Raw genomic sequence first — 15,784 nt, forward strand, 5'->3', positions numbered from 1 at the left:
AGGACTATGTGATTCCATATGAGGCTTTTACTTCATTAAACTTAAGGAGGATTAAAATGAATTACTTTCAAAAGGCCAATGAATATTATAATACCAAAGACTATAAAAAAGCTATTGACCTATACGAAAAAGCCATACAGATAAAAGATAATGAAGCGTCTTCCCTGTACAATTCTGCAGTATGTTTTATAAAATTAAAAAGATATGAAAAAGCAATAGAACTATTAAATTCTGCTATAAAACTAAGGAGAGAAAGCAAATATTTTTTTAATCTGGGATACTGCTATATAATGTTACATAATACCAAAAAAGCTCTTATATACTTTAACAACGCCTGGTGTCTCAATAATGATGACACAGATTGTGAAAAAGCCATAAACACCATCTTAAAAAATTACATAACAAAAACTAAATAGAATTAATTTCAAAAGAGTGGTTTGACTTTACCACTCTCCTGCTATTTGAGAATCCCTATGATCAAGTTGAAATCTTTTACTATTGAAATAGTCTCCCCCCTTATAAAAAGTTGTATCTACATTTATCCATTGCTGCCTTTCTGGAATATAAACCTGATTCCACGCATGACTTACCCAATTTACACCATTGAATCCTTCTCCTGTTATGAGCCTTACTTTCACATTATTAGCCCTTGCCATAGCTACATAAAGACAAGCATAATCAAAGCAAATTCCTTTCTTGGAATAAAAGGTAGGGATCGCTCCAGACTGTACATCAAAATCATTACTCAATACTCTAGTTGCTTTTTGATGATCATAACTTATATTAGTGCCTATCCAATTATAAAGTATTTCCGACCTGTCAGTGGTATTGCTGCCTTCTGTACCCAGTGCCTTAGCAAAAGTATTGATTTCCTGATTGGATTTTACTCCTTCTTCTATAGTAACACCATTATAGTATATTATACTATTTTCATTATTTTTAAATCTATCTATGCCATTTGAATTCTGTGTATCTTTTGAATTTGACTGTTTTATGACTATTTTAAAAGAATTGTTGATTATGCTTGGCAATTGTTTTGCAATAGTAGAATTAGTTACTGGAATTATAATTTCCCTGCATATGGAATTATAGGGTCTTGAATTTTCCAGATATGTATTCAACTTGGAATTTATATTAAACATAGAAACTATATTCAATATAAAGGAAATTAGAAGCATATAACATATAGATCTTGGTAGTTGAAAAATCACTCCCAATATCCTTTTAAAAATATTACTTTTAAATTTCAAAAATCCATCTACACTATCGATTAAGGGATATAAAGTTAAATAGCTTATTAAATCTAACAGAAGTTTTATAATTCTGTAAACTATAAATATAAATACAGGAATTAAAATCGCATATACCAAAAAACTGTTATTTTCGAAGTAATTTCCAATGTATTCAGGCAAAATATTATATAAGTTATAACTGTGCTGCATGAATATTTTTCTCCAAAAATATATTCCAACTATTAGGGCTATTATAAAAGATATATTTCTGTTTACATCATCTATATCCAGTTTCAAATCCTTAGATGAAAATTTAAATAAAAAACCTTTTATAAGAGGATATAAAAATGCCAATCCTATCAGTATAGTTACGGGACTTGTGTTCATAAAATCACCCCTAGACATCAAAAATTTCAAGTTTACACTATATTCCCACACGTGAAAATCAAATTGTTTTTGTAACATCGCAAAACACATAATTTATTAAATTCTACATTAATTCTTTTAAAACACTTTTTACATTTTCCCATGGATATCCTCTTCTTAAAAGATATGACCCCAATTTTTTATATATTTTAACCCGATCATTTTCGGATTTTACCACTATATTATATCTTTTTTTTGCTATATTATATATTTCATCTCTATTTATCTTCTCAGGGATATCCTTTTTATCAATACAATTGCATTCTTTTAATATTTTTTTTAATATACGTTTTACCAGGGGAAAATCATATCCATTTCCTACCATATAATTTCCAAGTTTATTATATACCTTATTTATATTATTTTCACTTTTAATAATAAGATAATATTTCTTTTTTGCCATGTTAAAAGCTGCTTTTTCTTCTACAGAATCATCTATACTACATAATATTTCATCTATAATACTTTCTTTTATTCCTTTTTTAATTAGAGAATATCTAATTTTCTTTCTTCCCTGAAAAAGAATTTTATTCTTTACATACATCTCTGCAAATTTATTATCATCTATAAAATTATATTCTTTTAAAAACTTCAAGCACTCCCTAACTATTTCTTCATCAAATTTTTTTATTAACTTATCATACATTTGCTTTTCCGTTTTATATGATTTTTCTATTATATAAAGGGCATTACGCTTACATTTTATAAAATTGTCTTTATAAATTAAATTTTTCAAATAATCCATATCCAATATTTTGCCTTTACTTATGTCATATTTGTAAACAAGTTCCATACTGCAGGAAAAAGCAAACTCTTCATTTAAATATATATTAACCCTTTTATTATTTCTCTTTTGTATCTCAATTTTAGTCACCATGTATTCACTCAAAAAACATACCTCCCAGCAGCTATCCTCTCTTAAGAATATGGATAGTAGGATTGTTAAACACAATTTTAGCTACTTCATACATATCTTCTTTTTTTATAGTTTCAATTCTTTCTATATCATTAATAAGTTTATATATATCTTCTCCCTTCATAGATTGATTGAGCACATAATTTCCTATATCTGTGGGATCTTCAAGAGTAAAAACCACAGCTGTTTTTAATACCTTCTTCATTAAACTAAGCATATCATCTTTAAAGATTATATCTCCATTTTTTACCTTATCAATACAATCTTCAATAACATCTACAGCTTCTTTTAAATTTTCCTCTCCCACAGAAGTATATACATACAAAGTTTTCACCCCTTCATCTAAATCCAAATCCGTATAAACATCATAGGCAAGTCCTCTTTCCTCTCTTAATTTGGTAAACAATATGGAATTATTACTACCTCCAAACTTATGATTTAATATTCGAAGAGCTAACTCCTGTTTTTCACTTAATCCGTTAAATGTAAACAGATATAAAACAGTACTTTGTTCTATATCCTTTTTAAAAGAAACTTTTTTGCAGGGGGTATTGTATTCAAATATTATATCATTATGTTTAACCTCTTTACTTCTCCATTTATTAAAATACTTATGGATTAACTGGTATACTTTTTCATGTTCATAAGATGATACTACTGATATATGGCAATTGTTGGGTACATAATATTTACTGTAAAATCCGACTAAATCTTCTCTTTTAAACTTGCTTATATCTTTTTCATTTCCAGTTACATTATATCTAAGTGAACTTTTTTTAAAAGCTATCTTATTTATCCTGTCAAAACTGTAATCTTCTATATCATCTTTACTGCTTCGTATTTCCGATAATATAACTTCCCTTTCTTTTTCAATTTCTTCCCTGGGAAATATAGAATTCATAAGCATATCAGAAATAATATTTACAGTTTCTTTTAATTCTTCCCTTAAACATGTGACACTATACACCGTAGAAGTATTATCTGTATAAGCATTATATTCCCCCCCTAGGGTCTCCAAATCTACATTTAATTTTTTATTATTTCTAAGCAGGGTACCCTTGAAAAGCATATGTTCTATAAAATGGGATATGCCTCTTTCATTGTTATTTTCATATAAAGCCCCTATATTAACTGCTGCATGAAAAGCTGAAAGCTCAGTATCTTTCTTTATGGTAATGAGTTTTATTCCATTTGGTAAAACTCTTTGTCTGGCATCAAACATATTAATTCTCCTTTTAAGGTATAAAGTTTTGGTATATTCTATTATAAATTATATCTTTACAGATAAAAAGCATTTAAAAATCAAATTAAAATTTGATAATATGTATATACTATGATATGATAAACTTTGCTCTGTAATATAAAAAAGAAAGAGGAATATTAATGAAAAATATTAGTTTTAACGATTTAAATTTACATCCCAAGGTTTTTGAAGCTATAGATAATATGGGCTTTGAAGAACCATCACAAATTCAAGCAGAATCTATTCCTGTAATATTAGAAGGAAAGGATATTATAGGTCAAGCGCAAACAGGTACTGGAAAAACTTTAGCTTTTGGAGCACCAATGTTAAGCAAAATTACTCCTAAAAGCAAACATATTTCTGCCCTTATACTCACCCCTACAAGAGAACTGGCTATTCAAGTCAATGATGAATTATCCAGAATCGCCAAATTCATGAAAATATTATTACTCCCTATATACGGTGGTCAGCCTATAGAAAGACAAATTAAATCCTTAAAAAGAGGTATAAATATAGTAGTTGGAACCCCCGGAAGAATATTAGATCATATCCACAGAAAAACCCTTGATTTAAGCCATATAGAATTCTTAACAATAGATGAAGCAGATGAAATGCTGGATATGGGATTTATAGAGGATATAGAAGAAATAATAAAAGCTTCAAACCCAAACAGACAGACGCTGCTATTCTCCGCTACTATGCCAGAACAAGTTAAAAAATTAGCTTCTAGATACATGAATCCAAATACAAAATATATAACAATAGCTAAAAATACACTAACCGTAGAGAAAACAAAACAATATTATTACGAGATAAAACATAAGGACAGATTTGAATCTCTGTGCAGAATTTTAGACGTAGATGAGCCCTCAAGTGCCATAATATTTTGTAAAACCAAACGCGGTGTAGATGAACTGGTAGAGAGCATGCAAGCCAGGGGATATAATGTAGAAGGCATGCACGGTGACATGGGACAAAATCAAAGATTAAATACCCTTAGAAAATTCAAAGAAGGTTCTTTAGATTTTTTAGTAGCTACAGATGTAGCTGCAAGAGGTATAGATGTAGAAAATGTCTCCCATGTTATAAATTACGATCTTCCTCAAGATACAGAATCCTATGTACATAGAATAGGTAGAACAGGAAGAGCCAACAAAGAAGGTATCGCCTATTCTCTTGTAACCCCTAGAGAATATATTTTATTAAAACAGATAGAAAAATTCACCAAAAGCAAGATAAAAAGAAAAGACATACCTACTATAGATGAAATATTTGAAGCTAAATATAAAAATATAGAAGAAAAAATTAAAAAAGTTATATCGGAAGATAATTATAAAAACTTTATTCCTATAGCCACAGAACTGGATGAGGAGTATAATTTGGTAGACGTAGCTGCCTCTCTTATGAAAATAATTTTTGACAAAGAGTTAAGTTTTGATTATAAGGAAAATTCCATAGGCATAGAAGATAATAATGTAAGATTGTTCTTATCCATAGGAAGAATGGATAACATAACTCCGAGAAAATTAATAAAGTTTATAAATGAAACCTCTTCGGTAGAAGCATATGAAATAGGTGATATAGACATATTAAACAAATTTACTTTTATAAATGTTCCTGAAAGGGTTGCATCTATCATATTAAAGAAATCCAATGGCAAAAAGCTTCAAAGCAGAAGAGTTTCTGTAGAACTTGCAAAAAGCAAGAAAAATTAATACAGATGCATAATCGCCTACTTTTAGGGACATAATTGTGCCAAAAAGTATATAAAGAATAACTAAGCCCTATGTACCAAAGATTTGATTTTAAAGGTTTTAGGGCTTTTATAATGCTTATTTGGAATCCTGGTAAATCTTATAATCAATACTCTTAAAAATATTATCCAATTTTTCTAATTGTGATAAATATTTTAAATCAATAGCATCTTTGGTTATACTATCATAAAGTTTATTAAATCTATCCACATGATTATTTATTCTTTTCACTGCATATTCTACCGCAGTATGATTTTTTATAATAAAGGGCCAATCTGAAGATTCTGCAAGCATTAATTCACGAGCTGCTTGATTCAAAGTCCTCCTTTGCAAATCTGTGGGATTCTTATAGGTATTGGAAAGTCTAACCATCTGCTTCCCACATTTATGTATTTTTCTGTATATCCACTGATTAGAGGGATTTATCCATACGGAAAAATCTCCATTTTCTCCCCAGCTAGAAGAACAGGGACTTGAACATTGAACTATGGGATATTTTTTTAAATAGTCCCTAGGAGAAATCAACTTGTAATTACAATTGTTTTGCATGGTTTTTCTTATGAATTCATCTATAAAATCCGGTCCTTCAAACCACCAATGTCCAAATAATTCTGTATCATAAGGACATACTATTATAGGCGGCTGATCCATGTGTCTACTAAACTTATCAATTTGTTCCACTCTGCACTTAAAAAAGTGTTCCCCATGTTCTTTTATCCTTTCCATGGCTATTTTCCTATTATAATATTCTTTATTATCTGTATTGCCAGTTATTCTGTAATATTTTATCCCTGTATCAATTCTGACTTTATCTTCATTTATATAAGGTTCTATATACTCAAGGGGCAATTCATAGCCTATATCCCTATAAAATTCCCTATAATCAAAATCTCCGGGATAACCTTTAAAATCACTCCACACCTGATAGGATGATTCTATATCTCTTCCAAATACAGAAATTCCATTTGGAAGGGAAATAGGTGCATAAACGCCATATCTTGACTTAGGAGAGGCATTTATAATTGCTTTATTCTCTGATATAAAGTAGTCAATTCCATATTCCTTAAGCACAGGATCCAATGAATGGGTATAAGCACATTCAGGAAGCCATATTCCATGGGGAGGATGTCCCATATACTCTAAATAACATTGAACCCCCACACCTATCTGTGCCTTAACTGATTCTGGATTTATAGCAAGCAAAGGTAAAAGTCCATGGGTTGCCGCACTGGTTAACACTTCTAAATATCCCAGTTTATCAAACTTTCTAAAGGCATTCATTATATTGTAATCATAGTTCCTATAGATATCTAATATTTTAGATAATCTTTCATTATAAAATTTGGCAAGCACCGCAAGTTCTTTATTATATTTTGTTCTATTTATCTCCTTTTTAGAGAGAGCTATAGATTTTTTCAAATATTTTAAATATCTTTTATTTAAATATTCATCTTCTAGCATAGTCATTAAAGTAGGTGTTATGGACATGGTTATCTTAAAATCCATATGATCCTTTATAAGCTTGTCATATACCTCTATAAGGGGTATGTAACACTCACTAATACCTTCAAATAGCCACCTTTCCTCCAGTGGATCTTTTAAATTTGGGTGTCTTATAAAAGGCATATGACTATGAAGTATAATTGAAATATATCCCTTAGTCATTTTAAACCACCTCTGGAAGAAGTTAAACTATATTTGTTTTCCAAATCCTCCATGTATTCATCTATGAATTCATCCCGTTCTTCTTCATCCTTGAATATCAACTGTGGATATTTATATTTTTTTCCTCCAGAAAATTTATCCGCAAATCCTTTACTTAAGCTGGATATATAATTTTCAGAAACATCTATAAAACAGAGAAAATCATCTGAAGATCTACTATCTCTTGGAGTTGTCACTGTATTTGAAATTGCAAATTCTACAAATTCATTACTGGATATAACTCTTCCCAGTTTCACAAAAATATCCATATCATCTTTTTCAATATCTATATACCAGCTATCCGAAAAAGGATCTATAAATATAGTCTTTATATCCCTGGTTATCCCATTTTCTACAGAATAGACCTTTATAGCTGGTTTTGAATTTATCCATAGCACTTCTCCATATTTGTCTTTAAATTTTTTTACTGTCATAGATGATACATTATAATAACAAAATATTTTATGGGAATTTTGAAGCATAAGCACTAAATAAGTCTTTTCATCATTGGTCAATAAATTCACTCCCTTCATTAATAGTTATGCGATACCTACATTATACCTATAAATTCCAAATATGTCACTTATAAATTAAAATACATTCCCAAATTATATGTTTTCCTAAAATTTTATAGACACAAACCTCTTAATCTAAGAATTTCTGGCTTCATCTTTTAGTTTAAATACCAAAGTTTTTGCTATGTACTTTGGCTCTATATGCATAGTCTCTGCTGCCTGCTGTACAGTAGCACCACTATCTGGAAGTCTAAATACAGGGTTATCCAAATCTCTATTTAAAAAATAATTAACTACATTTTCTACACTCATGTTGAATTCCTCCTCATATAAATTTAAAACCTCCCACAGATAAGCTGCAAGAGATTTATATACTTTTTCACTTTCTTATCTCTCAGGTATAATACCTGCTGGAATTAGCACCTTAATTATTCAGGTTGCCGGACATCATAGGGCCAATCCCTTAGTCTCTCAAAATAAGAATTTTACTATTTAATTTTGTTAATAATAACAAAACAACAAATCTTTGTAAACATATTAATAAGCTGCACAAAAAAGGAGCCTTATATGAACTCCCACAAATTATGTAGTAATAAAATGTCCTCTTATTAAACATATTTATTATAATAATTTCTCTACCTCTACATCATAATTTCCATCAGGTGATACAACTGTTGCCTTATCTCCTACCTTTAACCTAAAAAGAGCCTTTCCCAACGGAGATTCTATGCTTATTTTCATATTTTTAACATCTGATTCCACAGAACTCACCAGTGTTACTTCCTCAACTTCATCCATATCATAAAATTTTACCAAAGCAGTTCTATTTATATCAAACACATCTGTTTCAGATGAACTTTCTATTATTACAGCATTTTTCAGTTGATATTCAAGTTCTTGTATTCTAGTTTCAGTCATAGATTGATCTTCTTTAGCCGCACTGTAATCAGCATTTTCACTAAGATCTCCCTGAGCCCTTGCAGCTTTTAAGGCAGATTTTATTTCTACCCTTTTTACCGTTTTTAAATATTCCAGTTCTTCTTCCAGTTTTTTCTTACCGGCTTCTGTCAAAATTACATCTTGCATAAAATTCACCTACATTCTAAATTTTACAAGTTTCTATTCTAGAAATCATGAAATTTCTAAGAACTTAAAAACTTCATACAGTTATTTATTCTACTATTTTATTATAAGATATATAAAAATAAATAACAAGTGAAAGGCAAATAAAGTAGGAATAGTTTAATTCCTACTTTATAATTTAAAATTATTTCAATATGGCCTTTAGATCTTCCTCTACAGTAGAGATAGGCTTAATTGCAAATTTATCTACCAAAATATTTAATACATTTAGCGATAAGAAAGCAGGAAGAGAAGGTCCTAAATGAATATTTTTAATTCCAAGGGAAAGAAGAGTTAAAAGTATACATACTGCTTTTTGTTCATACCAGGAAAGTATAGTTGAAAGAGGCAAATCATTTACTCCACAATTGAATGCTTCTGCCAGAGCCAGCGCGATTTTTATTGCAGAATATGCATCATTGCACTGTCCTACATCCAGTAATCTTGGTAACTCCCCTATAGTTCCAAAATCTAATTTGTTGAATCTATATTTTCCACATGCCAGTGTAAGTATAACAGAATCCTTCGGTACAACCTTTGCAAAATCAGTATAGTAACTTCTTCCAGATTTTGCTCCATCACAGCCTCCTATTAAAAAGAAGTGCTTAATAGCTCCTGATTTTACCCCTTCCACTATTTTATCTGCCTTACTTAAAGTTGCATTGTGTCCGAATCCAACCATTATTGATTTTTCCTCTTCCCCTTCTTTCCATCCCCCTAGTTCCAGTGCCTTTTCTATAATTGGGATAAAATCTTTTACTCCATCCTTTTCCTCTATATAAGGTATATCAGGCCACCCCACTAAACTTGAAGTGAATATCCTATCCCTATAAGTATCCCCAGGTTTTTGAATACAATTAGTGGTCATAAGGATGCATCCTGGTATATTGTTAAATTCTTTTTGCTGATCTTGCCATGCTCCTCCATAATTTCCTATAAGGTGGCTGTATTTTTTTAATTCTGGATAGCCATGACAAGGAAGCATTTCGCCATGAGTATATATATTTATTCCTTTTCCTTCTGTTTGCTTTAAAAGTTGTTCCAAATCTTTAAGATCATGACCTGATACAATTATAAAAGGTCCTCTCTTTTTGCTTATCAAAACTTTTGTAGGAACAGGATTACCATAGACACCTGTATTTGACTGATCCAATATTTCCATAACCTTGAAATTCACCTGTCCAAGTTCCATATTCAAAGAAAACCAATCTTCTAGCCCTAAACTGCCATCTAAAGTACATGCCAAAAGTTTATAAAAAAATTTATTTATTTCCTTATCTTCCCTTCCAAGTACAAAAGCATGATGATCATAAGCTGCCATACCCTTCAGCCCATAAATTGCAAGTTCTTTTAAGGATCTTATATCTTCATTTAAATTTGGATCTGCCATTATTCCTATATGCTTTGCCTGCTGAAACATACTTTCTTTTTCAACAGGTGCCATATATTTTGCATCCTCTGGCACATCTATATCACCTGCCATATCTATAAGTTGGGATTTTATGTGGTTAGCTTTTTTTATAAATTCTATAAATCTATCTTCATCAAAATTCACATTAGTCAAAGTGGAAAACATTCCATCTATAACAAATCTATCAGTATCAGAACTCAAAGTCTTTCCCTGTTTAATAAGTTCATGTCCATAAAATCCTATACCTTTTAATTGATATAATAATAAATCTTGAAGTGCCGCTACAGATGGAGTTTTTCCACAGACCCCCATTTTAGTACATCCTTTTCCTCCAGCTGTTTGTTCACATTGGAAACAAAACATATCAGTATTCATGCTCATATATTTTTCCCCCTTCTATAATCTTTAAATTTCTTTTTATTCTCTATTTTTAACTAATTTCTAATTTTATTTTATCAAGCTATATATTTATAGTCGGTAACCTATGTTACAAAAATGAAATTAAAATTAACCTAAGTTTTAAAAAAATAAAATAAAGTTTTGTATAAATATAGATATAGCAAATTAATAGTTTTGCACTTATTTGGATTTAAGTCAATATTAATGAAAGAAATTCCTGTACACTTGCCAACTCTGAATTTTGTCATGTATAATAGTAGTTAGAAGCAGTGCTTCCTGCATTAGCTCTATGAACCTGTTATAGCTTACAAGCTTAGGAAAATAGGGCCTTAGAACGGTTAATACATATTTTGCATAATAGAATTTTAAACTTCTGTGGGCCGATAGGTGAAAATATATGATTATTGTCATGACTTCACTAAGTGATAAGTTTCTACTTTTCTTGTGCTTTTTTGTTTATATTTATAGCTCTTTTTTTATTTTCTAACTCAGGTTGAAATTATATCTATTTAGAATAATGCACTAATATATTGGCAATAATTTAAAGTATTATTTTAAAAATAAACTCCACACTTTTAAATAAAAAGGAGGATTTAAAAATGGCACTACCAAATCACATAGGCATAATTCCAGATGGAAATAGACGATGGGCACTAAAAAATGGTATGGCAAAAGAAGATGGCTATAATTTTGGCTTAAAACCTGGCATAGAACTATTTAAACTATGTGAAGAACTGGGAATAAAAGAATTAACTTATTATGGATTTACCACAGATAATACCAAACGTCCTGCCTCTCAAACCAAAGCATTCACCAAGGCCTGTATAGAAGCTGTAAAAATTTTATCTAAAGAAAATGCTTCTCTTTTGGTAGTAGGAAATTCAAATTCTCCTATGTTCCCTAAATCACTTCTTCCCTATACAGTTAGAAAAAAATTTGGAACAGGGAAAATAAAAATTAATTTTTTAGTTAACTATAGCTGGGAATGGGATTTAAGCAGCATAAAAAATGTTGGAACTAAAAATAGAAACTCCATCATATGTAATTTACATTCAAGTGAAATAACCAGAATAGATTTAATCATACGCTGGGGAGGGCGAAGAAGACTCAGCGGATTTCTTCCTGTTCAATCAGTATATTCAGACTTTTATATAATAGAGGATTACTGGCCAGATTTTAAGCCCGAGCATTTAATGCAAGCTCTTAAATGGTATAAACATCAAGATATAACCCTTGGAGGATAGTCATATTGAAAAATAATTTTTTCTACTGTAAATTTTCCCACTTATATGTTATAATTTTTCGAAGATACTATATATAGAGGTGATAAACTCATGGGGAAAAATAAAGAAAAAAATAAGCATTCAATTGTAGAAAATCACCAGACAGCCTCCTGGGCCAATATATATAAAACCAAGCCAATTTCCAAAGTACCCATACCAAATAAAATAGAAGTTGAGAACGCTAAAGAATGGGTAGACAGTAATGAAAAATAGATTAAAGGCCGTATTAAATCGGCCTTTAATCTATTTTTACATTTGAGATAACTTTTTATATATTTCATATCTATCTACAGCATTTTTCTCAGCAAGACTAAATAAACCTTCTGCCCTTTCTGGAAAAATATTTTTTAACGAGGAGAACCTTACCTCTCCATCTATATATTCCTGGAAAGAGGATTTTGGTTCTTTAGAATCTAAAATAAAAGGATTTTTACCTTCTAATTTCAATACGGGATTAAATCTATATAAATGCCAGTATCCACATTCCACTGCCTTCTTCTCCTCTGCCATACTGGTTCCCATACCTGTTTTTATACCATGATTTATACATGGAGAATAAGCTATTATAAGAGATGGTCCTTTATAGTTCTCAGCTTCTACTATTGTCTTTAAGGTATGATTCATATTGGCACCCATGGAAATTTGAGCTACATATACATATCCATAACTCATTGCCATAAGGCCCAGATCCTTCTTTTTAGTTACTTTTCCTGAAGCTGCAAATTTTGCTACGGCTCCAGTTTGAGTTGCTTTGGAAGACTGCCCTCCTGTATTTGAATAAACTTCTGTATCCATTACAAATAAGTTCACATCTTCTCCTGATGCCAACACATGATCTACTCCTCCAAAGCCTATATCGTAAGCCCATCCATCTCCTCCCACTATCCAATGGGATTTTTTAACCAGGTAATCTTTCTTGTCAATTATTTCTTTCAGTATAGGATCTTTTATATAATCGCAACTTTTAATGGCCTTTACTACTTTATCTGAAGCTATCTGGGATAATCTGCCTTCCTCCATGGTATTTATCCATTCATTAAAGGCTCCTTTTATACCCTCATATTTACAATTCTCCAAATAAGAAGTCATAAGAACTTTCAATCTTTCTCTCATTTGTTTTACTGCTAAAAACATACCATATCCATATTCTGCATTATCTTCAAATAGAGAATTGCCCCAGGAAGGCCCTTTTCCCTTTGAATTTTTAGTATAGGCTATAGATGGTGTACTGGCTCCCCATATAGACGAACATCCTGTAGCATTTGCAATCATCATCCTTTCCCCAAACAACTGGGTAAGTAATTTTATATACGGAGTTTCTCCACACCCCGGACAAGCTCCATTAAACTCCAGAAGAGGTTTTATAAATTGGCTGCCCTTTAATGTGTTTCTACTTATTAAATCATCCTTTGGAGTTATTTTTAATGCATACTCCCAATTTTCTGATTCAACATCAACTTTCTCCTCCAAAGGTTTCATAACAAGTGCTTTTCCTGGCGCAGGACATATATCCGCACAATTTCCACATCCTGTACAATCCATAGGACTTACTTGTATTTTAAAGTTCATCCCCTCCAATCCACTTCCTGAAGCTTTTTTACTCTGAAATCCCTGTGGTGAATTTTTTACTTCTTCTGCATTTAAAAGAAAGGATCTTATGGTAGCATGAGGACAAACCATAGCACATTGATTGCACTGTATACACTTATCAATTTGCCATTCTGGTATCATTACGGCTATACCTCTTTTTTCATAAGCTGTAGTTCCAAGAGGATACACTCCATCTGCTCTGTCTAAGAATGCACTTACAGGTAAATCATCGCCTTCATTCCTTGCCATGGGTTTTTGAATATCTCTGATAAAATCTGGAACATCACAGCTTTTGCTTTCATAATCCCTAGCATTTACCCAATCCACAGGTACATCTACCTTTTTTAGAGCTTCTATGGCCTTATCCACAGCCATTTTATTCATTTCTACTATATTTTTGCCTTTTCTTCCATAGGTCTTTTCCACAGATTCCTTCAAATACTTGAGAGCTTCATCTATAGGTATTACCTTGGCCAATTTGAAGAAAACTGCCTGCATTACCATGTTTATTCTTCCCCCAAGACCAATTTCTCTTGCTATTTTAACCGCATCTATGATATAAAATTCTATGTTGTTCTGAAAAATATATTTTTTCATATATGCAGGAAGTTTTTCCTCCAACTCTTTTTCTTCCCATGGACAATTAAGTACAAAAGTGCCATTCTTTTTTAATCCTTTTAATATATTATAGTTATATATAAAAGATTTATTATGGCAGGCTACATAGTTTGCACTGTGTACAAGATAAGGAGATTTTATAAACTTTTTCCCAAACCTCAAATGAGATACAGTAGTTCCTCCAGACTTTTTGCTGTCATAAGAAAAATAAGCCTGAACATAAAGATCCGTATTATCTCCTATTATTTTTATAGCAGATTTATTGGCCCCCACAGTACCATCTGAACCTAATCCCCAGAACTTACAGCTTATAGTTCCCTCTGGAGTAGTCTCTACTGCCTTCTTCTCTTTCAACGAAGTATGGGTTACATCATCTGTTATTCCAATAGTAAATCTCTTTTTGGATTCACTATCTGCCATATTTTCAAATACAGACAGTATTTGGGAAGGAGTAGTATCCTTAGAACCAAGCCCATATCTTCCCCCTAGTATAAAAGGCCTATTATCTCTTTCATAAAATACCTTGCATACATCTAAGTATAAGGGTTCACCAATTGAACCCGGTTCTTTTGTTCTGTCCAGCACTGAAATAACTTTAACAGTTGAAGGCATTTCCTTCAAGAAATGCTCTGCTGAAAAAGGTCTGTAAAGATGTACTTTCATACCTCCTACTTTCTCACCCTTTCCCATCAGATAATCTATAGTTTCTTCTATAGTATCACACACAGATCCCATAGCCACTATTATATATTCAGCATCCTTATGACCATAATACTCAAAGGGTTTATAATTTTTTCCGGTTATTTTATTTATGTCCTCCATATATTCCTCTACGATTTTAGGTACTTTGTCATAAAACCCATTTGAAACCTCTCTGCTTTGAAAATATATATCTGGATTTTGAGCAGTACCCCTTACTGTAGGATGTTCAGGATTTAAGGCTCTGTTCCTAAATTCCTGTATGGCATCATAATCTACCAAGGGCTTTATATGTTCATAATCTATAACTTCTATTTTTTGATATTCATGAGAAGTCCTAAATCCATCAAAGAAATGTAAAAATGGTACTCTAGCTTTTATAGCACTTAAGTGAGCTACAAAGGCTAGATCCATGGCCTCCTGAACATTAGAAGACGCAAGGAGTGCAAAGCCGGTCTGCCTGCAGGCCATAACATCCTGATGATCTCCAAATATTGAAAGTGCATGAGCTGCAACTGCACGGGCACTTACATGAAATACTGCTGGCAGATGCTCTCCCGCCATTTTATACATATTGGGAATCATAAGAAGAAGTCCCTGGGATGCTGTATATGTAGTAGTTAATGCACCTGCTGTTAAAGAACCATGTACTGCCCCTGCAGCTCCTGCCTCAGACTGCATCTCAGCTACTTTTACAGTCTGACCAAAAATATTCTTTTTTCCATGGGCTGCCCATTCATCTACTCCCTCAGCCATAGGCGTAGATGGTGTAATTGGATATATGGCAGCTACATCGGTAAAAGCATAAGAAGCATAGGCTGCCGCTTCATTTCCATCCATAGTTTTGGTAATTTTATGCATAATTTATTACC

General features: G+C 31.5%; 13 protein-coding genes, 1 pseudogene and 1 riboswitch. Of the genes and pseudogenes, 4 read left to right on the forward strand and 10 right to left on the reverse strand.

Translation table 11 applies throughout. The features are described from left to right. Positions 1 to 56 precede the first annotated feature (56 nt). Positions 57 to 416: a tetratricopeptide repeat protein gene (locus V7Q02_RS01670; RefSeq protein ID WP_333859220.1), complete on the forward strand. Its 360-nt coding sequence runs from the start codon at positions 57 to 59 to the stop codon at positions 414 to 416. 27 nt (positions 417 to 443) lie between these two features. Here V7Q02_RS01670 and V7Q02_RS01675 read toward each other — a convergent pair whose 3' ends face one another. From V7Q02_RS01675 to V7Q02_RS01685, 3 genes are all read right to left on the reverse strand, one after another. Then, positions 444 to 1,619 (reverse strand): transglutaminase-like domain-containing protein, encoded by a 1,176-nt coding sequence (locus tag V7Q02_RS01675; protein WP_333859221.1) that lies wholly within the window; start codon positions 1,617 to 1,619, stop codon positions 444 to 446. Between the two features lie 103 nt (positions 1,620 to 1,722). Continuing rightward, positions 1,723 to 2,547, reverse strand: a complete 825-nt coding sequence (recX, locus tag V7Q02_RS01680) for a recombination regulator RecX (protein WP_333859222.1) — start codon at positions 2,545 to 2,547, stop codon at positions 1,723 to 1,725. A gap of 19 nt (positions 2,548 to 2,566) precedes the next feature. Then, on the reverse strand, positions 2,567 to 3,796 hold the full coding sequence (locus V7Q02_RS01685) for a M16 family metallopeptidase (protein WP_333859223.1): 1,230 nt from the start codon (positions 3,794 to 3,796) through the stop codon (positions 2,567 to 2,569). Positions 3,797 to 3,957: 161 nt separating this feature from the next. On the opposite strand from V7Q02_RS01685, the gene V7Q02_RS01690 reads away from it, so the two are divergent. Further along, the gene (locus V7Q02_RS01690; protein WP_333859225.1) at positions 3,958 to 5,532 is read left to right on the forward strand and encodes a DEAD/DEAH box helicase; all 1,575 of its coding nucleotides are present in this window, start codon (positions 3,958 to 3,960) and stop codon (positions 5,530 to 5,532) included. Positions 5,533 to 5,649: 117 nt separating this feature from the next. Here the strand turns inward: V7Q02_RS01690 and V7Q02_RS01695 are convergent, their stop codons facing one another. From V7Q02_RS01695 to V7Q02_RS15870, 6 genes and pseudogenes are all read right to left on the reverse strand, one after another. After that, complete coding sequence (locus tag V7Q02_RS01695; protein WP_333859226.1) at positions 5,650 to 7,236, reverse strand: glycoside hydrolase family 57 protein; 1,587 nt, start codon at positions 7,234 to 7,236, stop codon at positions 5,650 to 5,652. Continuing rightward, the gene (locus tag V7Q02_RS01700) at positions 7,233 to 7,790 is read right to left on the reverse strand and encodes a DUF4912 domain-containing protein (protein WP_333859227.1); all 558 of its coding nucleotides are present in this window, start codon (positions 7,788 to 7,790) and stop codon (positions 7,233 to 7,235) included. Before V7Q02_RS01700 ends, V7Q02_RS01695 begins: the two co-directional genes overlap by 4 nt. A 135-nt stretch (positions 7,791 to 7,925) precedes the next feature. Then, positions 7,926 to 8,102, reverse strand: a complete 177-nt coding sequence (locus V7Q02_RS01705; protein ID WP_333859228.1) for a hypothetical protein — start codon at positions 8,100 to 8,102, stop codon at positions 7,926 to 7,928. A gap of 72 nt (positions 8,103 to 8,174) precedes the next feature. Continuing rightward, a riboswitch (SAM riboswitch) is annotated at positions 8,175 to 8,273 on the reverse strand. Positions 8,274 to 8,411: 138 nt separating this feature from the next. Continuing rightward, positions 8,412 to 8,876, reverse strand: coding sequence for a transcription elongation factor GreA (gene greA / locus V7Q02_RS01710; RefSeq protein ID WP_333859229.1), 465 nt, complete (start codon positions 8,874 to 8,876; stop codon positions 8,412 to 8,414). A 181-nt stretch (positions 8,877 to 9,057) separates the two neighbouring features. Beyond that, positions 9,058 to 10,698, reverse strand: coding sequence for a hydroxylamine reductase (gene hcp / locus V7Q02_RS01715; protein WP_333859331.1), 1,641 nt, complete (start codon positions 10,696 to 10,698; stop codon positions 9,058 to 9,060). A gap of 224 nt (positions 10,699 to 10,922) precedes the next feature. Then, positions 10,923 to 11,163 (reverse strand): annotated as a pseudogene (locus tag V7Q02_RS15870) (IS982 family transposase); the annotation flags it as partial. Between the two features lie 158 nt (positions 11,164 to 11,321). Between V7Q02_RS15870 and V7Q02_RS01720 the strand changes: the two are divergent. Together V7Q02_RS01720 and V7Q02_RS01725 are read left to right on the forward strand one after the other, a co-directional pair. Then, a complete protein-coding gene (locus V7Q02_RS01720; RefSeq protein WP_333859230.1) occupies positions 11,322 to 11,966 on the forward strand; it encodes an undecaprenyl diphosphate synthase family protein in 645 nt (214 codons plus the stop codon). 90 nt (positions 11,967 to 12,056) lie between these two features. After that, positions 12,057 to 12,218, forward strand: coding sequence for a DUF3787 domain-containing protein (locus V7Q02_RS01725; protein WP_333859231.1), 162 nt, complete (start codon positions 12,057 to 12,059; stop codon positions 12,216 to 12,218). A gap of 36 nt (positions 12,219 to 12,254) precedes the next feature. Here V7Q02_RS01725 and nifJ read toward each other — a convergent pair whose 3' ends face one another. Then, the gene (gene nifJ, locus V7Q02_RS01730; protein ID WP_333859232.1) at positions 12,255 to 15,773 is read right to left on the reverse strand and encodes a pyruvate:ferredoxin (flavodoxin) oxidoreductase; all 3,519 of its coding nucleotides are present in this window, start codon (positions 15,771 to 15,773) and stop codon (positions 12,255 to 12,257) included. Between the last annotated feature and the right edge of the window lie 11 nt (positions 15,774 to 15,784).

Origin of the sequence: Clostridium sp. (genome assembly GCF_036781005.1) — a bacterium.
GTDB lineage: Bacteria > Bacillota > Clostridia > Clostridiales > Clostridiaceae > Clostridium_B.